Origin of the sequence: Pseudarthrobacter sp. NPDC058329 (assembly GCF_042879835.1) — a bacterium.
Lineage (GTDB): Bacteria > Actinomycetota > Actinomycetes > Actinomycetales > Micrococcaceae > Arthrobacter.
This window is the reverse complement of sequence record NZ_JBHVZR010000011.1, coordinates 138,918-159,781: the sequence shown is the minus strand read 5'-3', so window position 1 is coordinate 159,781 and position 20,864 is coordinate 138,918. Positions and strand designations below refer to the sequence as shown.

At 62.4% G+C, this 20,864-nt stretch carries 20 protein-coding genes and 1 pseudogene; 16 read left to right on the top strand and 5 right to left on the bottom strand.

Features of this window, described 5'->3' with window-relative positions; all coding sequences use genetic code 11:
- Positions 1 to 412: 412 nt before the first annotated feature.
- On the bottom strand, positions 413 to 985 hold the full coding sequence (locus ACFVYC_RS15125) for a dihydrofolate reductase family protein (protein ID WP_387551576.1): 573 nt from the start codon (positions 983 to 985) through the stop codon (positions 413 to 415).
- A gap of 183 nt (positions 986 to 1,168) precedes the next feature.
- Positions 1,169 to 2,410 (bottom strand): hypothetical protein, encoded by a 1,242-nt coding sequence (locus ACFVYC_RS15120; RefSeq protein ID WP_387551573.1) that lies wholly within the window; start codon positions 2,408 to 2,410, stop codon positions 1,169 to 1,171.
- A gap of 295 nt (positions 2,411 to 2,705) precedes the next feature.
- Between ACFVYC_RS15120 and ACFVYC_RS15115 the strand changes: the two are divergent.
- The 4 genes and pseudogenes from ACFVYC_RS15115 to ACFVYC_RS15100 all read left to right on the top strand — a co-directional run.
- Positions 2,706 to 2,902 (top strand): annotated as a pseudogene (locus ACFVYC_RS15115) (recombinase family protein); the annotation flags it as partial.
- 128 nt (positions 2,903 to 3,030) lie between these two features.
- Positions 3,031 to 3,201, top strand: coding sequence for a hypothetical protein (locus tag ACFVYC_RS15110; RefSeq protein WP_387551570.1), 171 nt, complete (start codon positions 3,031 to 3,033; stop codon positions 3,199 to 3,201).
- Positions 3,198 to 3,866 carry a helicase associated domain-containing protein gene (locus ACFVYC_RS15105; protein ID WP_387551567.1) on the top strand — a complete coding sequence of 223 codons (669 nt, stop codon included), beginning with the start codon at positions 3,198 to 3,200 and terminating at the stop codon, positions 3,864 to 3,866. The genes ACFVYC_RS15110 and ACFVYC_RS15105 overlap by 4 nt, the downstream gene beginning before the upstream one ends.
- A gap of 107 nt (positions 3,867 to 3,973) precedes the next feature.
- Positions 3,974 to 4,501, top strand: a complete 528-nt coding sequence (locus ACFVYC_RS15100; protein ID WP_387551565.1) for a hypothetical protein — start codon at positions 3,974 to 3,976, stop codon at positions 4,499 to 4,501.
- A gap of 408 nt (positions 4,502 to 4,909) precedes the next feature.
- Here ACFVYC_RS15100 and ACFVYC_RS15095 read toward each other — a convergent pair whose 3' ends face one another.
- From ACFVYC_RS15095 to ACFVYC_RS15085, 3 genes are all read right to left on the bottom strand, one after another.
- Entirely contained in the window at positions 4,910 to 5,680 is a 771-nt protein-coding gene (locus ACFVYC_RS15095) for a ParA family protein (protein WP_387551562.1), read from the bottom strand.
- 556 nt (positions 5,681 to 6,236) lie between these two features.
- The gene (locus ACFVYC_RS15090) at positions 6,237 to 7,217 is read right to left on the bottom strand and encodes a hypothetical protein (protein WP_387551559.1); all 981 of its coding nucleotides are present in this window, start codon (positions 7,215 to 7,217) and stop codon (positions 6,237 to 6,239) included.
- Between the two features lie 1,279 nt (positions 7,218 to 8,496).
- On the bottom strand, positions 8,497 to 8,751 hold the full coding sequence (locus tag ACFVYC_RS15085; RefSeq protein WP_387551586.1) for a winged helix-turn-helix domain-containing protein: 255 nt from the start codon (positions 8,749 to 8,751) through the stop codon (positions 8,497 to 8,499).
- A 325-nt stretch (positions 8,752 to 9,076) separates the two neighbouring features.
- Here ACFVYC_RS15085 and ACFVYC_RS15080 point away from each other — a divergent pair, with 325 nt between their 5' ends.
- The 12 genes from ACFVYC_RS15080 (at position 9,077) to ACFVYC_RS15025 (ending at position 20,834) form a co-directional block, all read left to right on the top strand.
- Positions 9,077 to 9,505, top strand: coding sequence for a hypothetical protein (locus ACFVYC_RS15080; RefSeq protein ID WP_387551556.1), 429 nt, complete (start codon positions 9,077 to 9,079; stop codon positions 9,503 to 9,505).
- On the top strand, positions 9,505 to 10,584 hold the full coding sequence (locus tag ACFVYC_RS15075) for a CHAP domain-containing protein (protein WP_387551553.1): 1,080 nt from the start codon (positions 9,505 to 9,507) through the stop codon (positions 10,582 to 10,584). Before ACFVYC_RS15080 ends, ACFVYC_RS15075 begins: the two co-directional genes overlap by 1 nt.
- Complete coding sequence (locus tag ACFVYC_RS15070; protein WP_387551550.1) at positions 10,581 to 11,090, top strand: hypothetical protein; 510 nt, start codon at positions 10,581 to 10,583, stop codon at positions 11,088 to 11,090. The genes ACFVYC_RS15075 and ACFVYC_RS15070 overlap by 4 nt, the downstream gene beginning before the upstream one ends.
- A 36-nt stretch (positions 11,091 to 11,126) precedes the next feature.
- Positions 11,127 to 12,560, top strand: a complete 1,434-nt coding sequence (locus ACFVYC_RS15065; RefSeq protein WP_387551547.1) for a MinD/ParA family protein — start codon at positions 11,127 to 11,129, stop codon at positions 12,558 to 12,560.
- Between the two features lie 45 nt (positions 12,561 to 12,605).
- Positions 12,606 to 13,196, top strand: a complete 591-nt coding sequence (locus ACFVYC_RS15060; protein WP_387551544.1) for a DUF6668 family protein — start codon at positions 12,606 to 12,608, stop codon at positions 13,194 to 13,196.
- Between the two features lie 43 nt (positions 13,197 to 13,239).
- On the top strand, positions 13,240 to 13,509 hold the full coding sequence (locus ACFVYC_RS15055) for a hypothetical protein (RefSeq protein ID WP_012311500.1): 270 nt from the start codon (positions 13,240 to 13,242) through the stop codon (positions 13,507 to 13,509).
- 20 nt (positions 13,510 to 13,529) lie between these two features.
- The gene (locus ACFVYC_RS15050) at positions 13,530 to 14,282 is read left to right on the top strand and encodes a hypothetical protein (RefSeq protein WP_387551540.1); all 753 of its coding nucleotides are present in this window, start codon (positions 13,530 to 13,532) and stop codon (positions 14,280 to 14,282) included.
- Positions 14,283 to 14,463: 181 nt separating this feature from the next.
- On the top strand, positions 14,464 to 15,555 hold the full coding sequence (locus ACFVYC_RS15045; RefSeq protein WP_387551537.1) for a hypothetical protein: 1,092 nt from the start codon (positions 14,464 to 14,466) through the stop codon (positions 15,553 to 15,555).
- Positions 15,542 to 17,050, top strand: a complete 1,509-nt coding sequence (locus tag ACFVYC_RS15040) for an SCO6880 family protein (RefSeq protein ID WP_387551534.1) — start codon at positions 15,542 to 15,544, stop codon at positions 17,048 to 17,050. The genes ACFVYC_RS15045 and ACFVYC_RS15040 overlap by 14 nt, the downstream gene beginning before the upstream one ends.
- Positions 17,051 to 18,643 carry a helicase HerA domain-containing protein gene (locus ACFVYC_RS15035; protein ID WP_387551531.1) on the top strand — a complete coding sequence of 531 codons (1,593 nt, stop codon included), beginning with the start codon at positions 17,051 to 17,053 and terminating at the stop codon, positions 18,641 to 18,643. It begins immediately after the preceding gene.
- Positions 18,640 to 20,409 (top strand): type IV secretory system conjugative DNA transfer family protein, encoded by a 1,770-nt coding sequence (locus tag ACFVYC_RS15030; RefSeq protein ID WP_387551529.1) that lies wholly within the window; start codon positions 18,640 to 18,642, stop codon positions 20,407 to 20,409. Before ACFVYC_RS15035 ends, ACFVYC_RS15030 begins: the two co-directional genes overlap by 4 nt.
- Positions 20,406 to 20,834, top strand: a complete 429-nt coding sequence (locus ACFVYC_RS15025; protein WP_387551526.1) for a DUF4913 domain-containing protein — start codon at positions 20,406 to 20,408, stop codon at positions 20,832 to 20,834. Before ACFVYC_RS15030 ends, ACFVYC_RS15025 begins: the two co-directional genes overlap by 4 nt.
- The last annotated feature ends 30 nt before the right edge of the window (positions 20,835 to 20,864 follow it).

Below are 20,864 nucleotides of genomic sequence, written 5' to 3'. Positions count from 1 at the left end.
TCACCCCACCCCCCCCCCCCCCCCGGTTCCAGGCCAGCGCTAAGGTCCCCAGTAACCACGGCGCGATCCTGCGGAAGGACTTCCGCGCCGTCGCCAACGCCGTACGGGAGGCAGCGGCCGCCCACGAGCAAGGGTCTCGCTGACTTCATCACAGCCCCACGCGCCGGAAAGCTCGGCGCGTGGGGCTGCTGTGGTCATAAGTGAGGGCGTAAGCATTACGTGATCCATGTCATCGCTGCGATCCCTTGACTGATGGTCATCTTCACGCCACCCATCGCGCCTAGTAGACGGTGGCCCAATGAGCACTCCCGTGCCCGATTGGAAATCCTCTTGCGGGCGTTCGCATGCGGGCCGGGCGCCTGCTGAAACTCGGTTACTCGGGGTGACGCCGTATTGGGTTGATCGTTGAACGCTAGCTCGGGCGGTGACGTCTCGGGCGGTATGTCCGGCCGAAGCTGCGTTCGGCGCCCTCGTAAGTTTCTGCGAGTTCCCAGTCGTACCGGTATCCGCCAGATACCTCGAAGATCCGGGTGCCATCACCGAGGAACACTGGGGCGACGAAGACCTGCAGCTCATCGATGAGGTTGTGCTCGAGGGCCTGGCGGGCGATGTCCGCGCTGATGATTTGTATGTTCCGGTCACCGGCGATCTGCTGAGCGCGATCTATCGCCTCAACTATTCCACAGTTCATCGCGACGATCGAAGGATCATCGGCTATCTCGTGTGGTCGGTGGGTAAGGATGATCTCGGTTCCCGACCATGCGCCGCCGTACGCCTCGGACGTCATCTCGTCCCGCTCGTAGCGTTGGGCTTGTGCGGCGTCGTAGCCGTTTCTGCCGGCGATGATGACTGCGACTTCGCCAGCCAGGCGTTCAGTGACACCATCCGCCAAGGGTTCCGCAGCAGCCAGCCAGCTCATGTCATGATCAGGTCCCGCGATGAAGCCGTCGAGTGAACAAGTGAAACCCCAAGCGACTTTGCCCATGATCGTCCTCATCGATGTCGGCAACAAACGACCTCCACTAATTGGATGCTACCTTGCATTCGGCAGGGGCTGTCCATGTATTCCGGGCGTCGAGGTTGTCCTCCGGAGTTTTGTGAGGGCAGCCTTTTTGCGTCCATATGCCAAATGGTTGTGACCGGCCGGCGCTGACGGGCCAGGCTCCCGTCAGCCGACGCGGATGCCGTTGTCAGCGAGGAAATCGCGGGCACGGCCCATCTGCCGGTCGGTGGAGAAGGCGTACCACTGTTCGCTAAGTTCCTCGCCGAGAACCACGTCGCGGAACCGCCAGAAGGCACCTTTGCCCTCGCTCACCCGCTCCAGCCGCTCCCGGAGGGCTTCGTCCTGCTGCCGCTCGGCGAAGGCCGCCATATCCTGCCAGCCGGCCCGAGAACCGGCGCGGTTAAACCGAAGCCAACGCTCCGGGTCCTCCTCCACGTCGATGGCGGCGTCCTCTCCGGCCATCATCGGGTCAGTGGCTGCCTCGTCATATACCTGCCCGGTGCGCAGGTCGAGGTAGCCGCCGGGTGACAGGTCAGGATCCCCTTCCAGCACGGTGCTGAGCATGTCCAGGTCTACCGGGACAACTCTGCCCGTAAGCGGCACGCCGCGCAGCCCGGCGAGCAGGTCCTCGGCCAGCACCCTGTCACCAGCGCCGCCGCGCAACGTCAACCGGTTGATGACCGACAATGCCACCGGCTCGGCCTCCTGGCGTCTCTGCTCGAGAGCCATCGGTATGCCTGCCCCTACCTGCTGCAGCACATCATCGATGTTCCGTCCCGTCACCGCCGCGAGGAAACGAGGCGCATCTGCCGCCGCGATGGCTTCACGCAGCCCGGACAGGTCAAGCCCCGGCACCTGGTCCTGTCCTGGCCAGGCGTGCAGCAGCATGGGGTGCGGCTGGCCCGGTTTCCCCGGCGCCCGGCTCTCCCCGTCATCGGCAGCCCACCGGCGCCCGTACTGGTCCGGGATGCTGCCCCAGCCCCAGTACGGCAGGGGGACATCAGGACGGACACCCAATACCTCCACAGGGTCGACCTTCACCGCCCCAACCACACATCGGTGCGTCCAGGCGTCCCCGAGATCGAACGTGAACTGAAACTCGGCCCCCGGCTCCAGCGTCGGGATGACTTTGGCAGCAGCGATATCGATTGGGGCAATGATCGGCCCGTCGATCGATCCGGCCATTTCAGCTCCGGTCTCTTCATCAGTGATGACCCGGCCGTCAGCCAGGGTAAACAATGACAGGTGCGAGCGGTCCCACCGGGCGAAGGCGTCATTGATGGCATCAGCAAGATCCTTGAACGTATGGGACGGCCCGACCGCGAAGATCCGCCCAGGCCACGGCCACAGCTCCTCACCACGACCACCGAGCAGTTCCACCGTCACCGACAACCAAGTTCGCGCCATACACCAAGAATGACACGCACGTGGCAGTGCCCTGGCCAGCTTTCTACCGGGCTCGGCCCATGTGACCTGTGGACCGCAGCACGGGGGCAGCATCCTCATCACTTGGAAAGCGGCTCTCTCATCTGCGGCAACGAGTCTTAGAAAACAACAGCTTCTCAAGACACCCGGCCGGTCCAATAACAGCTGGACGGGCGGCTTGGAAAGCCGGGGCCGCGTATGGCTCGGAAAAACGTCTCACCGCAAACCGTCTCAGCAGCGGTGCCTTGGGGACTTCTTGAGTCAAATGGCCCGATGAGCCGCCAGGCAGAACGGAACACGCTTCGGTCGTCCAGTTTCCGATCCGATTGTCAATGATGACAAGCTGGCGATCGCGCAGGACGCCGCACCAAGGGCCGCACCGCGGTAGACGCGGCCCTCCTCGTCGGCTGGAGCCGTGCCACGCTCTGCCGCCACCCACAAGGCTTCGCCACTTGTGAGGGCACCACGGTGTAGGCGTTCCTTAACGGCGAGAGCGTTGAAGAGTCCCTTCCCCTAGGCTTAGGGCCCAGAAGCACCGAAACCGCTGTTTGCCCGGTGCAGTCTGGTGAATCAGCTCAGGGGGAAGTTGTGAAGGTGAGACCGTGAACGTCGTCCCAGGCTTCGGTATCTTGGCCGTGCTCCATATCGTCGTGATGGCCGTCCTGATCGGCTTGGCCATGTATGTCCTGATCCTCGTGATCACCTTTCTCCGCCTGCGTATCGCCGAACTGAAGCGGACTGCCCCACCGAGGGGAGGGCAAAGTCGCCAATGACGCAAGCAAGGCGTACCGCACCTGACGAGGAGTTCGTGAGGATGTACCGGAAGGGCATCCCGCCGTCGAAGATCGCCTCCATTGAGGGCGTCGCGGAGACCACCGTCCGCTACCACCTGCAGATCGCTGCGCGTGCCGAGCCTGGTATCCGGGAAGAACATAAAGCGGCGCTGGCCCCGGCACCGCCCAGAACACCAGAGGCCGGTTTGCGGAACTTGGCTGACGTCATCGCCTTCCATGCAACAGAGGGGCGGCTGCCCGTGACCCACGGGAAGTCCGCAAGGGAACGGGCATTGGGCGCGTGGCTGGCACACCGCCGTCGGCAGGCCGCGGAGGGGACCCTCTCCCCCGCCTATCGTGATGCCCTGGCGGTCATCCCTGGCTGGGACAAGCCATCGACCCGCAAGGCAGAGGACGAGGCGCGGTGGCAGCAGCGGCTGGAGGAGCTGCAGGAGATCCGGGCCGCCGGTGGGGACTGGCCACGTCATCAAAAGACTGATGACCGACACGAACGCACCCTGGGGGTATGGCTGCATGGGCAGCGGATCGACTACCGTGCAGGCAGGCTGGACCCGGCCAAGGAGAAGAAGCTGAACGAGCTCCTACCCGGTTGGCGTGAAGGCCGCGGGCACAGGGGTGGCCGCCGGCGGACAGGCACCCGATAATTCACGCGTATCGGGTTCGGGTACGAACCCCTATGCCCTGGCGCCTAGTCATTGTCAGGGGCTCCTGAAAGACTAGGCGTCAGGAACTCCTGACAGGAAGGCTGGCCATGGGTTGGGTATCAACCGACAACGAACACGAGGGCTGGGCGGCCTGCGTTGCACCGGACGGACGGCTCTCTTCCTCGTACTCCGGCGAAGGAATGCTCGTTGAGGGGGTTACTGGGCGGTACGAGCGGGACAAGGTGATGAGCGACCATGAAGTAGTCCCCGATGTAGAAATGATCGGCTGGCGTGGAGCCTGTACCTGTGGCTGGCAAGGAGAACTATGGAAAAGAGTTATGTCCCCGGCCGACGCTGACTTCAGTCACCGCAGGGACTACGTTTCGCTGGACGGCTTCGCCGACGCCTCCCAAGAGGTCGAAGACGCCATCCACGAAGAGTGGAAAACCCACATCGCCCCGTCAGAAGCCATCCTTGGTCTCGAAGCAGCGGCGCGTGAACACGCCCAAGCCGGCCAGAGGCTGGATAAGACTGTGGCGGCCGCGAAGGCAGCCGGGGCATCCTGGGCGGACATCGGCCGCGCGGTCGGCATCAGCCGGCAGTCAGCACACGAACGCTGGGCTGAAAAACAGTGACCGTTGGGGAGTCCCCTTCCCCCAGAAACGTCCTCCCCCGCACTACGATCCGCAACCCGCCACAATTAATTCTGTCTGGACGGATTTATTTTCTGAGGCGATCACGTATCGCTTCATCTAGAAATTCGATAATCGTGATCCCGGACGTTTGAATGTATGAGTCCAGTTCGTCACGGAGCGCGATTTCAATTTTCGACGAGAAGGGCTCCATCCTCTTCTTACTCCTGGGACGACCTGGCCCTGGTCCCTTGGCAGACACCACCGGATTCACGTCGGCCTGGCGCGACTCAGAACGGGGCGTTTCAGCGGCAGGAGTCGGAGAAACTACCTCTACAGCCCTGGAGGTCAAGACATCGACGACGTCGGCCGCCGGCGCCTTACGAATAGATGACTTTCTCTCGACTGCCATCAATTTGCTCCGTCCAAGTAGCGAGCATGGGCAACGAACTTCTCGGTTAGGACCATCGCTCCCCTACTGTTCATTTTCGTAAGAGGGGATCTGCTGCTTATCGAGTCCTGCATCGCGGTTCTGAGCGGTAAATGCGGAACACGGACGTCTGCTCCGTATTCGGATTCCAACTCACCGATCTGGAAATTGTGCTCACCCGTCAGGGGCGAGCTGGTCTTGTTGATGATGATGCCAAGAAATTCCAGGGCAGGGTTAAGGTGCGGTAAGGACTGTACTTTCTTAACGGTCTCAAGGAACTCCGTAACTCCCTTCACGGAAAAAGCCGCCGGTTCCGTTACTACTACTACCCGATCGGCCCAAATCAATCCGTTGAGCGTTAGCCTTCCCAGTGCAGGCGGCAGGTCAATTAGGATGTGGTCGTAGTCTTCCAGTTCCTCGGCACCCCAGGCGGCGGTCTTGAGTCGCATTTCCGGCGTCATGATCGCCTCAGTTTCCAGCCGAGCCAGCGACTCAGAACTCGGAATCACGTCGATTCCGGACCATGTAGTTGAAGTAATGGCCTGACCAAGAGTGCCCGCTTCACCACCATAGAGAACGTCAAATACATCGAACTCCCCCGCTCCCTCCAAAGCATCGGTTGCATTTGCTTGAGGGTCTAGGTCAATGACCAAGACCCTCTTCCCGATCAGGCGAAGCCCTGTGGCCAACCCGAGGGTGACGGACGTCTTCCCCACGCCGCCCTTTCGATTGCCTATGGCGGTTACTTTCACAACTCTCCTCTGGGTATATCTGGAGTGATAGATAGATTGACGGATAGATAGATGTCTATCTATCCGTCAATCTATCTAGATGTATTTATCCTGAGCGAACAAGATAAATCTATCATTCTGTCATGACGTATTTATTCAGGCGGCATGGCGTGTCTCTGAATAAATACGTCATGACAGGCACGCCAGGAGTACACGGGTGCCTATCCACTGGCAGCAGAGACAACAACTGAAGAGACGGTCAGGAGCGGTGGTACTCAGCTAGCAGGGGCGTGCTTCATTCCTGGGGATAAATATGTCAGGACGTATTTATCCCCAGGGGACTAGGAGTTGAACTATTAGCGTCCGCGGTGTGAGAAGCCCGCTCGAGGGAAGAAGGCCATAGCTTCAGTAGCGGAAGCTCCGAACAAGGGCGAACGACCACGAGCTCCCCAAATCCACTCCCTGGGTGTTTCCAGGCACAACTAGACGGCTTCGCAAGGATTCGGAGCTGGGGGCAGCACAGGGGAGCCTGTATCTGGCAGTCACGGCGTTAAATACATCTTGACGTATTTATTTATCAGGCAATTTCATGAAGGTGTTGCCAGCCCCAGTCCTGGCCCGGAGGCAGCCAGTATTCATCTCGTTCCGGATCGTAGATGTCTCGTTCTTGCACTCGGGTACTGTGCCGATCCAACCAAGCTTGCCAAATAGCCCGTTCACGTCGATGACGAGCGACCTGCTCCTCAAAATCATCAAGTGCCCCAAGGCGGCGGGCGAGTGCCGTGAGATTGGCTCCAGCAGTAATCAACCACTGCCTGCGACTCCGATGAACCAGGTCGAGTGCAGCTAGGGACGCTAGAGCATTATCAACCGCAGTTCTTGAATAACCCGTCATCTTGATGATGCCGGCAGTAGTGGGGGAAAAACGGGAACGCTCGATCGCCTCGTAGACGAGTGCAGCCGTGTCACCTAGGCGCCGAAAGATCGGACGAAGACCGTATATCTTTCCCTTCCGCCAGGAGAGGTCCCTAGCAAGTTGGCGATACTGCTCAGGAAGCTGCACTAGGTAGACATCTGCATTGCGCCCCTTGGCATCAGCAACCTTAACGAGAATTCCCTCGGAAGCAGAGACAAGAACGGGGAGCAGTCGAGCGACTGTCGACTGGTGTTTACCCGTAGCTGCTGCAAATGTCCTGCATCCCATGTCCAAAACATCCCGACCCGTCGTCCTCATGTACCCAAGCACTGCACGAAACAGCAGGCGAAGACCAGCGCTCTCACGGCCGTAGTTTTTGATCAGTCTTTGATCAAAAACTGCAAAGAGTACATTTTCGATGTCGTTTGCAAGCTGCTGTACAGCAGCAGCGCTTGACCGGGCTACATGCCCCCCCTGTGAAGAAGTAGGGAGGCTTGTGTCGTTAATGTGGGCACTCTTCGAGCTTCCTCCCTTTGCGGTGTTTTTCTTCGTGTAGCTGACTGCGCGGGCGAACTCCTTTTCTAGGAGTCGGTCCGCTTTTGATCCAAATAGGGCTGCCAGGCCTGGGTAGCAGCCGCTCATGGCCGTCTTGACGTCTTGTGCTGTGTGCCCGGACGCGGCCATGGAACACAGCACAGCCATACGGGCCTCTGATGGGCTTCGGTAAGTAGATGAGTCGAAAAGGCCAGTTCGCGCTATTCTGCGCACAGGTGTTTCTTTAAGCACGGGATTGAGTTGCCTGGATGTGCTCGGCCCTGAAGCTCGTCGTATCTTTCGCCGGGCGTCTTCCAGACGCCGTAACTCAGGTGCGAGTGCGCGCTGCAATTTGGCTACGGCTTTCGAGGGGTTCCGTCGACGGAGAATGTCGTAGGCAGCGGACAGGGGAGTGATGAGAACTTGATGGCCTCCGGATTTGTGCTTAGATCCCGGCACGCGAATGCAGCCATCACTGACGTTTTGGTGTGGCCCCGGGTCAAGACTCGGACATGTAAGAGCCATCGCTTCAACCAACAGACGCGCTTCAGAGCTGTCGAGTCTTTCTTCCAGGGGGACGTAGAGGTGATGGCCGCCGCTAGGGGAGAAGTCTTCGACGAAAAGGAGTCCGCAATCATTTAGCATCGCTGCTATGCGGGCAGTGTCGGAGCGTACTACCGACGGAGCGGCCTTAGATGTGTCAAAGTCGAGGCACAGGGTCGCGACAGAACCATCGAGCCCGTGAACCATGACAGCGGCGGGAGCGGCCGGCAGTCGTCGAGAAATGCGGGGCGGATTATTGGGCCTTGGGTAGTGAAATCTTCCACCGATCCATCGGCCAAGTCGATATGACGGCTGCCCTGCGATAAGTGGAGCTAGTACCCAAGACTCCTCAGGTGGCCCTGGACACGCTGTTCTAGCCGCTGCGTTTGTTGACGAATGTGGTCGTGGCTGTACCATAGACAGCAGTTACTCCTCTCCGGAGGGTACGAAAAAGGACACCTACTTGTAGGTGTTTGAAATAGTTCAGATCGCCGATCCGCCAAGATGAGGATCTGAACACATACTTTTTGAAGGCCCGCGAAAGCGGGCCTTCTTCGTTAACTGGCCTTGGCTATAGGCAAAGCCTCCTGGCAGCTGAGACGGTCCAGGTCTACGGTCTTCAGGTGGGCGTGCACGAGCCGCGCGATTAAATCGCTTCGACTCTCTTTGGTGGCGTCTACGACGGCTGCCAGTTTTTCTGCATCCGAGATTGGCAGACGGGCCGTGATCACGTGGCGTTCACCCTTGCTTCGCTGTGCCATTTTCCCTCCCAGGACCGAAGATACTTCTCATACACAACATGAATCAGATTCGTTTAAGTGGGAAGGCTCGCGGCGTGTCGTACTTATTGCCCGTCTAAGTAACTTGCATAGTCGGCCAGGGCTTTGTCCCTCGCTTGTTTGTTTAGTGTGTAGATGACGCGCTGTCCCTGCCTCTGCTCGCCCGCGTCAGACGCTACGATCCCCTGTTTTTCAAGATCATGCAGGTGCCGAAAGACTGTCTGGTAAGTGGCTTGGAGTTCGCGTGAGATCTCGCCGGACGTCGTTCCTTCTTCACTTCGCGCGAGATGCCTGATGATTGCCGCTCGTACCTGATTCATTCCGAAGGCTTTCATCGCCGCTTTTGCCGCTGGGCCGGCGGGGGATGAGGTCTTCGCATTTCGAGGCACCCGCTCATTTTGCCGTATCTGCTCATGCTGGCATACTACACTAACGTTTAATGTTAGGGTAAAGGAGTTAGATGCGCGCTGCGATGCTTACGGCTGGTTAGGTGAACTTCGGCGAGAGCTTTGTCTCAAAGGGCTCATTTGACAAGCGTTTTGCTGCGAATTTGTGGAAAATAGCGGGCTGGGTGCAGTCGGTGGAGGAATGTCCGCGCTGGCTGGTAGTTGTGGAAACGATGGCTTTTTGGGGGAGTGGCAGGCAGTGACCGACTTATTGGCGTTCGGCACACTGTGGCCCATGGGCGGAGCGCTTCGTGAACGTGTAGGGCGGGAACATGCAGCCTTCCGGTCTAGAGCAGCAGAGCTGGATGCGCCTGCCGGGCAGGTTCAGGTGCTCAATGAACTTCTGAATTTGGTTGATGAGCGCGACTTCGTTGAGGCCCGCGCCGTCTGGGTCACCTGCAAGACTAAGCTTGCCCGCCCCACCAGGCTAGGGGTCCTTCCGCATGTTCGTGCTGGCCTAAAGAACGCGGACCTGCTGACCTCACACCGCGTGACGGAAGTGTTTGACGATGGACGCTCCGTGGCCCTGCAGAATCGGCGCCCGGTAGTCGCAATGACTGTTGAAGTCGCTGGCTTCCTGTGGCTCAAAGACTCGTGGGTACGCAACGGGAAAGGGGGGCTGTACTAATGCAGCGCAAGTCTCTTGGCCTGGTGGCCGTCATCGCCATCCCCGGGCTGTTCATCAGCCTGATTTTCACAATGCTCCTACTGCTCGCACCCGCGAAGCCCGCTGCGGCTACCTGCGGCCCAGCCGTTTCTGTAGTCATCGACGCCGACACAAGGGTCGAGGGCTACGCTGATGAGCAGTTGAAGAACGCCGCTGCGATCATGGGTGCTGGCAAGGCCCTAGATCTGTCCGTGAAGGGGCAGATGATCACCGTCATGGTGTCCCTAGGGGAGTCGGGGCTGCGCGTGCTTGACTACGGCGACGGAGCTGGTCCGGATTCGCGTGGGTTGTTCCAGCAGCGGGACAACGGCGCGTGGGGCTCCTACGCGGACCGGATGGACCCGACTATCAGCGCCACGAACTTCATCAAGGCCCTGCAGAAGGTTCAGAGTTGGGAGCTGCTGGAGCCGACCCTCGCCGGGAACAAGGTCCAGCGCAACGCAGACCCGTACCACTACCAGAAGTACTGGCCCGAGGCCGTCAAGCTCGTCCAGGCACTCTCGGACGGAAAGTTCTCGGTGGAAGGCAGCGACTGCGCCATTCCGGGGAAGTCCGGTGTCGGGGATGACTACCCGTGGAAAGACTCTCCTACCTGGATGCAGGTCGGGGCGGGAGCTGCCGCGGCTTCTCCGCTGGGCATGTTTTACCGCGAGTGCGTGGACTTTGCCCTGTGGCGGGTGAACCAGCAGTTGGGGTCCACCGGGGAGCCGTTCAAGTTCCTCAACGGCAACTTCCGTCCGGACGGTCAGGGCCTTGGCTCGGCCCTGACGTGGAAGGCCGGCTGGGACGCCAAAGGCTGGCCCACTGGTTCTGTTCCCCGTGTCGGGGCAGTTGTTTGGTACGCGCCCGGGGCCGGGGGAGCGGACCCGACTTTCGGTCACGTCGCCGTGGTGAAGGAAGTCAAGGACGACGGGACCTACGTCGAAGAGGGCTACAACGGCAACCCGCCCCCGGATGACCACAACTACTACACCCGGACTGTCATCAGCGATGTCCCTTCCGCGTTCCTGTACCTGCCCACACACGAGGAGAAGAAATGAAGAAGCCCCTGGCCCTCTTCACAGTAGCCCTGCTCTGCGCCGCGTGCGCACCGACAGCGAACACCATGCCTGCACCGGCAGAATCGAGCCCCACGCCTTCCGCGCCCGTCTCGCTGAGCGCCAGCAGCGGCCCGCAGGCTCCCGGGGGCATGATCCCCGCCACGATCGGCATCACCTGGGATCAGGCCAGCAAGGAGGCGGCCGTCGAGGTCGCTGAAAAGGCTTTGGCGGATTTTGCCCGTCCTGGCGTGGAGGAAAAGCAGTGGGCGAACGACCTTGCCCGCTGGCTGACGCCCCAGGCAACTGCCGACTACTCGGCTGTGGACCCTGCCAACATTCCCACCAGCCGCGTCACCGGTCCGGCCGCGCTGAGCGTGGATGAAGCCAACGGCTATGGGGTCATGGCGGCGGTGCCGACCGATGCCGGGACCTACACCGTGCAGCTGCTCCGCACGGGGATGGACGCCCCGTGGAAGGTCAACCGGCTCACACCACCGGCTTCCTGATCCCCACCCTCCACGTTTTAGAAAGGTAGAAACGCTATGGCCCTGAACCAGACAGATGTCCCGGCTTTCCCGAAGATCAACGCCATCGTCCGTGCCAACGGCACCGCAGAGGTCGTCGTTGCCGGCAACTCCCGAAACGTGAAAGCAGCCGAGTCACTGCAGCAGCTGCGCGACAACGCGCTGTCCCTCGTCGTCAGGGAAGCGAAGACGCTGAACCGCCCGGTCCGTGTCCAGGTAGATGACCCGGAAGGCCAGGGTGAGCTGATCGTGAAACCGGACGGCACTAAAGAATCCGTCAGCTATGTGCCCAAGGCCTCACACAGCCGCGTGGCTGAAGATCCCATCCCCACGGCAGCACCGCCCGCACCTGCGGGGGCAGAAACAACCCCAGCGCCCATCAATGACGAGCCGATTACTGACGAAGCGGGCACCGTCCCCCTAGCGACAGGAACATCCATGACCCTGACCCCCGAAACAACGTCCACGCGAACCCCGGAAGTGCAGGAGGCACCGGCCCGGCGCAGCCTGAAGGAAACCTCCTTCCTGGTCAGCGCCCCGGTGCTGGAACCGGCCACGAAGGGCTGGCGGGGCGCCCTGACCCGGCTGGGGTTCCGCATGGACCCATCCGAAGAAGAGATGGCGGAGCGGGAAGACATCCGCACCGTCAGCCAGCACTGGCCTGGCCCACGCACCGTCGCCGTGGTCAACCGAAAGGGCGGGGCGAACAAGACGCCCACAGTGGTTATGCTCTCGGCCATCCTTGCCCGCTACAGCGGCGCGGCGACCGTCGCCTGGGACAACAACGAATCCCAGGGCACCCTGGGCTGGCGGACCGAAAAGGGTGCCCATGACCGGAGCGTTCTGGACCTGATCGATTCCTCAACCGAACTGCTCTCACCCTCGACGAACGCCGCCGAGATTGCCAAGTTTGTCCACCACCAGACCGCAGACAAGTTCGATGTTCTGCGCTCGGATGAGAACGAGGAAGGCGACCACGAAGTCACCGCCGAGGAAGTGGACGTCGCCCACCAGGTCCTCACCCGGTATTACCGGCTGGTGATCATGGATTCAGGCAACACCGCGCGGGCAGCAAACTGGCGGCGCATGATCGACCACACCGACCAGCTCGTCGTCCCTGTCACCGCGATCGAAGACCGCGCAGAAGCGGCTCGGCTGACGTTGCAGACCCTCGAATCCCGCGGTGGCCACGATGCTGAACTGGCCCGAAACGCCGTCGTCATCGTTAGCGAATCCACTGACGCCAAGCGCAGCATGAGCGGTGAAGCCCTGAAAAGGGCCAAGGACGAGGCCCAGCGCATCGCTGATGGCTTCGCACCTTATGTCCGGGCTGTCGTGAGGATCCCCTACGATCCGGCCCTGGTCAACGGACCCATCCGCTATGAAGCCCTGCAACCAGCCACTCAGCGGGCTTGGCTGAAAGCCGCGGCCGCCGTCGCCAGCGGCTTCTAACTACCCCTTGACCACCGACAATCCAATTCTGAAAGGAGGACGCAGATGACCCAGCACCCGAACCCTTGGATAAGCAGGCCAGCCACGGCAGAACCCGAAGCAGCGACTGCAGACGCATATTTTCCTCCACCTGCAACCATCACCAGCCCGGTCCTGGGGATGGTGGAACCGGACGCAGCTGACCGCATCGCCCGCCGGAAAGTTACCGGTACGGCAACGGTCTGGGTTACCGGTGTCCATGGAGGAGCGGGCGAAACCCGTCTCAGCCGTATCCTGGAGGGCGCCCGCCCGACCGAACATGCCTGGCCCGTCCTTGAAGACGGCCTCAGTAAGGCGGCGGTCCTCCTGGTGTGCCGCTCAGACATGCACGGCCTGAAAGCCGCGCAAAGAGCCCTCATCCAGTGGGCCTCCGGCGCAGCCCCGGACGTCAACCTGCTAGGCCTCGCGGTCCTGGCCGATGCACCAGGAAAACTACCCAAAGCCCTGCGGGACTTCGCAGCTCTCATCGGCGGGGGAGCACCCCGACTCTGGATGCTTCCTTGGGTCGAATCCTGGCGGCTAGGGGACATCAACTCCGGGACACCCGGCCGCGAATACCAACGCCTGATAGCCGACCTCACAGCCCTCACCTGCTAACAAACCAACAGCACTACAGCGCCACACCTCGAAAGGTCTCACCATGAACTTCATCGCAGCTCTTCCCGCCAGCGTCATCCCGAACCCGACCCCTGTTGTGCCTCCCCAGGCACAGGGCCTGCTCACCGTACTGAACTGGGCCTCCGGCATCGGCCTGGTCCTCGGTGTTTTGGGCGTGATCATCGTCGGCATCGGCATGGTCATCCAGCTCCGACGCGGCGAAGGCGGCGAATCCATCGCCAAGCTTGGCTGGGTCCTCGCCGGCTGCATCATCATCACCGGCGCCTCCGGCATCGTCCGCGCCTTCGTCTAACCAATCCCCGGAGGTTCATCATGAGCGAATCCACACAGAACACCACCGAACGGAATCCATTCACCAAACCCGGATTCATCATTTCGGCCGCCCTCGTGGTCGCACTGATAGCAGCCGTCATCGTCATCTTCATGCTCCCGAAGGGGGACGGTGGCGCGCAGCAGCCTGCCCCGTCCACTCCGGAGAGCAACTCAGCGGCCGCCTCGACACCAAATAACGCCGCGTCTAGTAGCATCTGCGGTCTGCCCTCTACCTCGGAAACGGCTTTGGGAACTGCTCCCGAGTCCAACTGGGAGCTAGTAGGGAGGATGGCAACGCCCACAGACCCCGACACCTTCGGGCCAGGGGTCACAGACAGCGACGGTTTCCGTTCCTGCTTCGCGCACTCACCAACCGGAGCCCTCTACGCCGCGGCCAACGTCATTGCCCTAGGTTCAACCGAGCAGGACGAACTGAAGCTGGCCGATAAGCTCTTGGTCCCCGGTCCCGGCCGGGATGCTGCCATAAAGGATGCCCAGAATAGATCGCCTTCGACAGCGACTGGCACAGATAGCGCTCAGATACGCGGATTTCTGATCAAGTCCTACAGCGCCACGGAAGCAGACGTTGATCTGGCCCTTGAGTTACCGAACAGTGCCTTGGCTCATTCGGTGCTATCGCTTCGGTGGATTGATGGAGACTGGAAAGTAAAGGCCGCTGATGATGGACAGATATTCAACGGCACGTCCCAGCTCAGTTCCCTAAGCGGCTTCATCCTCTGGTCCGGAGTCTGACGTGGCTGAATGCAAGCTGGGGGACATTACTTGCGTCGCCGGGGATGTAGTTGCCGACATCGCAAATGATGCGATAGGAAATCTTGCGCAGTCCATCCTGGAAGGACTGAGCCGCATGGTGACTACCCTGTCGACGTTTTGGGCGAGCATGCCAGCGACTAACCTCACGACGGAGGACGGCATGACGGCCAGTCCGGTGGTGGGCTTCCTGAATTCTGAACTGTCTTACTGGACGCTGACGCTGGCCGTTCTTTCGGTCATTCTTGGCGGTACTCGGATGATTTGGGAGCAGCGCGGCGCGCCACTAAAGGACCTGCTCAGATCGCTTCTGACACTCACACTGGTTGCAGGGCTTGGCCTCGGCGTGATTTCAATCTTGGTCATGGCGGCTGACGCTTTCTCGGCTGCCATCATTGAACGTTCCACAGACGGGAGGGGGTTTGCCGAGGCGTTCACGGCCATTGCAGTCATTCACCAAAGCGATGCTGTCTTTATCCTCATCATCCTGGGCCTTATCGGCCTGCTGACCTCATTGGTGCAGATAGTCCTAATGGTTGTCCGCGGCGGAATGCTGGTCATCTTGGCCGGCATTCTTCCCACTACCGCTGCCTTCACTAATACAGAGATGGGCCGGCAGTGGTTTCAGAAGGCCGTTGGTTGGACCATTGCCTTCATTCTGTACAAGCCTGCAGCGGCCATTGTGTACGCGTCAGCTTTCAAACTCATGGACTCCAGCACGGAAAAAGACGCACTGCTCGGTTCAATTACAGGGCTCGCGCTCATGGTGGTCGCAGTCTTTGCCCTCCCGGCTTTGATGCGGTTTGTCACCCCGATGGTTGGTGCGGTCGCGTCGGGCTCGGGCGGGGGAGCCGCCGCTGCTGCTGGGGCCATGGCCACTGGTGCTGTTTCGCTGGGCAGAAGCGGGAGCGGCCGCGGGAATGCGTCACCGACCCCGCCCAGCCAGCCGTCCAAGAGCGGCGCGTCTCCTGCCGGCAGCCAAGGTCCTGGCGGGACCAACGGTGGCAACGCTAAACCTTCACCGGGATCCGCCGGTGCGTCCGGGGTCGGGGGAGTCCCCGGTAAGGGCGCTGCAGGTAGCTCCGGTGCTGCGACAGCAGGGGCGGGGGCCGGGGCCGCGTCGGGGGCGGCGAAGGCTGCAGGTCCGGCCGGCGTCGCTGTCGCCGTGGGGGCGCAGGTAGCGTCACGGGCCTCATCGGCCGCACAACAGACCGCGCAGGATTCAACGGGGGAGGGCCCCAGTGGCAGCAATTAACACCGAATACAAGGAACCGTCCTACGGAAACTGGCGGGTCCCGAGGTCCGCTGGGCTGGGTGACCTTGGCGCTATCGGCACCGGCCTTGTCATGGCCGGGCTGCTGCTGGGCATCATCAGCTTCGCGATTTGGGGCCTCTTCGCCGGCCTCGGCGTCCTGGCCGTGGCCGGGGTGCTGGTCCTGCTGCTGACCGTTAAGGACAAGCACGGCCAGTCCGTGGTGGACCGCTTCGCGACCCGGATGAATTTCCGCCTCGCCCGTTCCTCGGGTGCGAACCTGTACCGCTCGGGCCCGCTGGGGGTGACGGAGTGGGGCATATACCAGGTCCCGGGGTTGGCAGCGAAGTCACGCCTGTATGAGTTCAATGACTCCTACAACCGCCCCTTCGCGATGCTCCACGTACCGACCACCAGCCACTTCACCGTCATCTTCTCCACCGAACCCGACGGCGCCTCCCTGGTGGATCCCGAGCAGGTCGATGCGTGGGTGGCGAACTGGGGCGGTTGGCTCGCCGGACTGGGCGATGAGGCAGGGCTGGAAGCCGCCGCGGTCACCGTGGAGACCGCCCCGGATTCGGGCTACCGGCTGCGCAATGAAGTCGAGATGAACATCGACGAGAACGCCCCCGAAGCTGCCAAGGCCATCCTCCGCGAGGTTATCCGGACCTACCCGGAAGGTTCTGCCACCGTGCGGGCCTGGGTGTCCCTGACCTTCAACGCCTCCCTGCGTGCAGGGTCCCGGAAGCGGGAACCGGAGGACGTCGCCCGCGACATCGCCTCCCGCATCCCTGGTCTGGGTGCCCGGTTGCAGTCCACCGGCGCCGGGATCGCCCGACCAATGTCAGCGCAGGAACTGTGCGAGGTCGTCCGGATTGCCTACGACCCGCCCGCGGCGCTGATTATCGATGAAGCCCACGCCGCCGGTTCCCCAGTCGCCCTGACCTGGGGTGAGGTCGGACCCGCCGCAACCCAGGCCAGCTGGGATACCTACCGGCACGATTCCGCGTTCTCTGTCTCCTGGACCATGACCGGTGCGCCGCGGGGTTCGGTGAACTCCTCGGTCTTGTCCCGGCTGCTTGCCCCGCATGGGGACGTTGACCGCAAACGCGTCTCCCTGCTCTACCGCCCGATGGACTCCGCCCGGGCCGCCGCTGTCGTCGAGCGGGACCAGAACAACGCCAATGTCCGGATCACCTCCGGAAACCGGCCCAGCGCCCGCGCCCTCGTCGATGCCCGCTCGGCGGCTCAGACTGCCCAGGAAGAAGCCCAGGGTGCCGGGCTCGTGAACTTCGGCATGGTCGTCACCGCCACGGTCACCGACGCCACCCGGCTTGCCGATGCGGTGGCCGCGATCGAGCAGACCTCCGGGACCGCCCGGGTCCTGCTCCGCCGCGCCTACGGCTCACAGGACACCGCTTTCGCCGCGTCCTTGCCGCTGGGCCTGGTGCTGCCCAAACACATCCTGCTGCCCAGCGAAATCAGAGAGGCCCTCTAAATGGCCCGCTTCACGTTCCTGCAAGCGAAAAAAGTGAAACCAGTAAACCCAGCAAAAAAATCAGCCACTGGTCTGGGGGAGGGGACGTCGCGTCCTGGCCGTGTCCGGAGTCCCGGGTCACGCGGCTGGGCCGGCCGTGGCGGGGGAACAGCTGCGCTGGTTCCTGCGGTGCGGGAGTACCGGGGCACGACAGTGCAGGTGTGCGGATTGTGGCCGTTCAGCTCCGGCACGTCCTCGCCCATGATTGGTGTGCCGCTGGGCCGGCATGAGGAAACCCAGGCGACCGTGTGTTGTGACCCGATCAGCTGGTTCCAGCGCGCCCACCTGATCTCCAACCCGTCCGCGTTCATTCTCGGCAAACCCGGGCTGGGAAAATCCACACTGGTGCGAAGGATGCTCCTGGGCCTCTCCGGCCAGGGCGTACACCCCCTCGTCCTCGGGGACCTGAAAGCAGAGCACGTCGACGCGGTCGAAGCGCTGGGCGGTCAAGTCATCCGGCTCGGCCGGGGACGGGGCTACCTGAACATCCTTGATCCCGGCCAGGCCGTCGAGGTCGCCCAGCTCCTGGAAGAACAGGGGCACCACGACGCGGCCGTCCGGGTCCGGGCCGACGCCCACGGCCGACGGCTGAATATGGTCGTCTCCCTCATCACGATCAGCCGAAACTCACCCCCGACCGATCAGGAACAGACCATCCTTGACCGGGCCCTGCGGGTGCTCGATGACACGTTCGACGGGATCCCGGTCCTGAAAGACCTGCTCGACGTCATCACCGCGGCCCCGGCCGAGCTGCGCCAGGTCGCCCTGGACCGCGGGGACATGACCGTCTACCTCCGGGAAACCCGGGCGCTGGAAGCGACCCTGCTGGGCCTGACCGGTGGCGGGAAGCTCGGCGAAATCTTCGCCCGGCAGACCACTAACCCCATGCGGCGGGACCGGGCCGTGGTCTTCGATGTCTCCAGCATCGACGAAACCGAAACTGACCTGCAGGCCGCTGTGTTGCTGGCGTGCTGGTCCTACGGCTTCGGGACCGTCAACGTCGCCAACGCCTTGGCCGACGCGGGGCTGGAACCCCGCAGGAACTACTTCGTCGTCCTCGATGAGCTGTGGCGGGCGCTGCGCTCCGGCAAGGGCATGGTTGACCGCGTCGACGCCCTCACCCGGCTGAACAGGAGTGTTGGTGTCGGGCAGGTCATGATCTCCCACACCATGTCCGACCTGCTGGCCCTCCCGGCGGAGGAAGACCGGATGAAAGCCCGCGGGTTCGTTGAACGTTCCGGCATGGTCATCTGCGCAGGCCTGCCGGCTTCGGAAATGCCGCTGCTGACGGCTGCGATCCCGCTCTCACGGCAGGAACAGCAGAAGCTCATCTCGTGGCAGGACCCGCCGGCGTGGGATTCCCGTGGCGGGGACGTCGAACCCCCGGGCCGGGGAAAGTTCCTGATCAAGGTCGGTGGCCGCCCCGGCATCCCTGTCCACATCGGCCTGACCAGTATTGAGGCATCTCTGAACGACACGAACAAGCGCTGGCATGCGCCGGCAGAAACTCTGCTGGATGGGGCAGCTCCAATCCGGGAAGAAGGTGCGGCATGAGTGCCCCGAACCGCAAGGGAACAGGCCTCGGTGACGCTCTGGGGATTTGGCTGGCCATTGGTGCCGCCACCGTCTTCGGCGGCGGCACCTGGGCCGCGGCCCACCTTGGGTCCTGGTTGGCCGGCCTTGCCGCCCCTCCGGCGCACCCGATTGACCTGATCGCCGGGCTGGCCAAGGGCCGGGTGCCCTGGCCGGACCAGTCCACAGTGGTGGCCTGCGTGCTGGCCGGTGTCCTGATCGGACTGGTGGTGACGGTGCTGGTGGTGCGGTCCCGGACCGCGAGCAAACGCACCCGGGTGGACAAGGCCGCGGTGTACATGGGCCGGGGCAAGGACCTGGACCACCTCTCGACCAAGGGCGCCACGGCCACGGCCGTGCGCCTGGGTGTGGAGAACTCCACGGGTGTCCGCCTTGGCCGCAGCGTGGCCGGGAAGCGCCCGCTTTGGGCGTCGTGGGAGGACATGCTGATCCTCATCGCCGGGCCGCGCACGATGAAGACCACCTCCTACGCTGTCCCCGCCATCCTTGACGCGCCCGGCGCGGTAATCGCGACGTCGAACAAGCGTGACATCGTCGACGTCACCCGGCCCATCCGTTCGGAGGCTGGGCAGGTGTGGGTCTTTGATCCGCAGGCCGTGGCGGAGGAAGAACCGTCCTGGTGGTGGAACCCACTGTCGTATGTGAAGAATGAAGCCACGGCCGGGAACATGGCCTCTCATTTCGCCGCAGGCTCCCGGGAACCCGGAACCAAACCGGACGCCTACTTCGACCCGGCCGGGCAAAACCTGCTCAAAGCCTTCCTGCTCGCCGCCGCGCTCAGCGCCGCCCCGATCACGCAGGTGTACACCTGGCTGACCCGCCCGCACGACGAAGCACCGGCTGACATCCTCCGTACCGGCGGCTTTGACCTGCTGGCCGACATGGTCATCGGGCACATCCGTGAACCGGAAAAGCAGCGGGCCGGTGTCTATGGCACCGCCCGGCAAATGGTTTCCTGCCTCACCGACCGGGACGTCAGCCAATGGGTCACCCCCGCACCGGGCACCACCGTCGACACCGACCCCCGTCCGCAGTTCGTCCCCGAAGACTTTGTCCGCAGCAAGAGCACGCTCTACAGCCTCTCCCGCGAAGGCGTCGGAACCGCCGGCCCCCTCGTCACGGCCCTGACAGTCGCCGTCGTCGAAGCCGCCGAAAAGTACGCCACCTCCCAGCCCGGCGGCCGCCTCGCAACCCCCCTGCTGGGGATCCTCGATGAGGCCGCGAACGTCTGCCGGTGGAAGGCCCTGCCGGACCAGTACAGCCACTACGGCTCCCGCGGCATCATCCTCATGACCATCCTGCAGTCCTGGTCCCAGGGCGTGGAAGTCTGGAACCTCGAAGGAATGCGGAAACTCTGGTCAGCATCCAACGTCAAAATCTACGGCGGCGGCGTCTCCGAAGTCGGCTACCTCGACGAGCTCTCCCGCCTCATCGGCCAATACAGCTACATCAACGTCTCCCGCAGCCACAGCAGAACCGGGTCCTCCTCATCCAGACAGGAAAGCAAGGACGAAATCCTGTCCGTTGCCGACCTGACAGCACTGCCAAGGTTCCGGGCCATTCTGCTCGCCTCCGGCGCCCCGGCCACCATGATCGAAACGATCCCCTGGATGAACGGGCCCCACGCCCAAAAGGTCAAAGACTCCCTCGCAACCAAGGAAACGACTGAGCGCGAGCCGGTGGCGGTGCCGGCTCTCAACCCGTGGACGGACGGAGACAAGGCGTGAGCGAAGAGTTCGGCGACGCCTTCGCGTACGAAGAGGAGCAACCCCCGGCAGGCGGGCACAGCCACGCAGGGCCCGAACCGGAACTCGTGTACTCCAGCGCCGTGGAGTTCTTCGCTGACCTCCTGGCCCAGTCCTACGTCCGCGAAGTCAACGAAGGCGCAGCCTACGCGTGGTGCCCTGAATGGTACAAACACCCCGAAGCCCTCATCCGCATGGAAGCCATCTGGCGGGCCTGGGAACACCTACGCCTGGAACCCGCCCTCGGCGTCAGCACCTGGTGGCTGAACCACGCAGACCCGCACATGCGCCTCCTCATGGACAAAGAAGGACCCTTCAAAAAATGCGCCTACGACGGACACAAAACCCCCACCCCTGACAGAACCGCGCTTCCCCATAAAACCCCTGAAGCAGGAATTTTTGACTAGCACCGGCCGCGGCACCGTCTTTAGAGGGGG

Excerpts from the sequence above, each read along its gene's own strand:
- ACFVYC_RS15125 (WP_387551576.1), bottom strand. The coding sequence starts at position 985 with ATGGGCAAAGTCGCTTGGGGTTTCACTTGTTCACTCGACGGCTTCATC.
- ACFVYC_RS15120 (WP_387551573.1), bottom strand. The coding sequence starts at position 2,410 with ATGGCGCGAACTTGGTTGTCGGTGACGGTGGAACTGCTCGGTGGTCGT.
- ACFVYC_RS15105 (WP_387551567.1), top strand. The coding sequence starts at position 3,198 with ATGACGCAAGCAAGGCGTACCGCACCTGACGAGGAGTTCGTGAGGATG.
- ACFVYC_RS15100 (WP_387551565.1), top strand. The coding sequence starts at position 3,974 with ATGGGTTGGGTATCAACCGACAACGAACACGAGGGCTGGGCGGCCTGC.
- ACFVYC_RS15090 (WP_387551559.1), bottom strand. The coding sequence starts at position 7,217 with ATGAGCGGCTGCTACCCAGGCCTGGCAGCCCTATTTGGATCAAAAGCG.
- ACFVYC_RS15085 (WP_387551586.1), bottom strand. The coding sequence starts at position 8,751 with ATGAATCAGGTACGAGCGGCAATCATCAGGCATCTCGCGCGAAGTGAA.
- ACFVYC_RS15075 (WP_387551553.1), top strand. The coding sequence starts at position 9,505 with ATGCAGCGCAAGTCTCTTGGCCTGGTGGCCGTCATCGCCATCCCCGGG.
- ACFVYC_RS15070 (WP_387551550.1), top strand. The coding sequence starts at position 10,581 with ATGAAGAAGCCCCTGGCCCTCTTCACAGTAGCCCTGCTCTGCGCCGCG.
- ACFVYC_RS15065 (WP_387551547.1), top strand. The coding sequence starts at position 11,127 with ATGGCCCTGAACCAGACAGATGTCCCGGCTTTCCCGAAGATCAACGCC.
- ACFVYC_RS15060 (WP_387551544.1), top strand. The coding sequence starts at position 12,606 with ATGACCCAGCACCCGAACCCTTGGATAAGCAGGCCAGCCACGGCAGAA.
- ACFVYC_RS15055 (WP_012311500.1), top strand. The coding sequence starts at position 13,240 with ATGAACTTCATCGCAGCTCTTCCCGCCAGCGTCATCCCGAACCCGACC.
- ACFVYC_RS15050 (WP_387551540.1), top strand. The coding sequence starts at position 13,530 with ATGAGCGAATCCACACAGAACACCACCGAACGGAATCCATTCACCAAA.
- ACFVYC_RS15045 (WP_387551537.1), top strand. The coding sequence starts at position 14,464 with ATGACGGCCAGTCCGGTGGTGGGCTTCCTGAATTCTGAACTGTCTTAC.
- ACFVYC_RS15035 (WP_387551531.1), top strand. The coding sequence starts at position 17,051 with ATGGCCCGCTTCACGTTCCTGCAAGCGAAAAAAGTGAAACCAGTAAAC.
- ACFVYC_RS15030 (WP_387551529.1), top strand. The coding sequence starts at position 18,640 with ATGAGTGCCCCGAACCGCAAGGGAACAGGCCTCGGTGACGCTCTGGGG.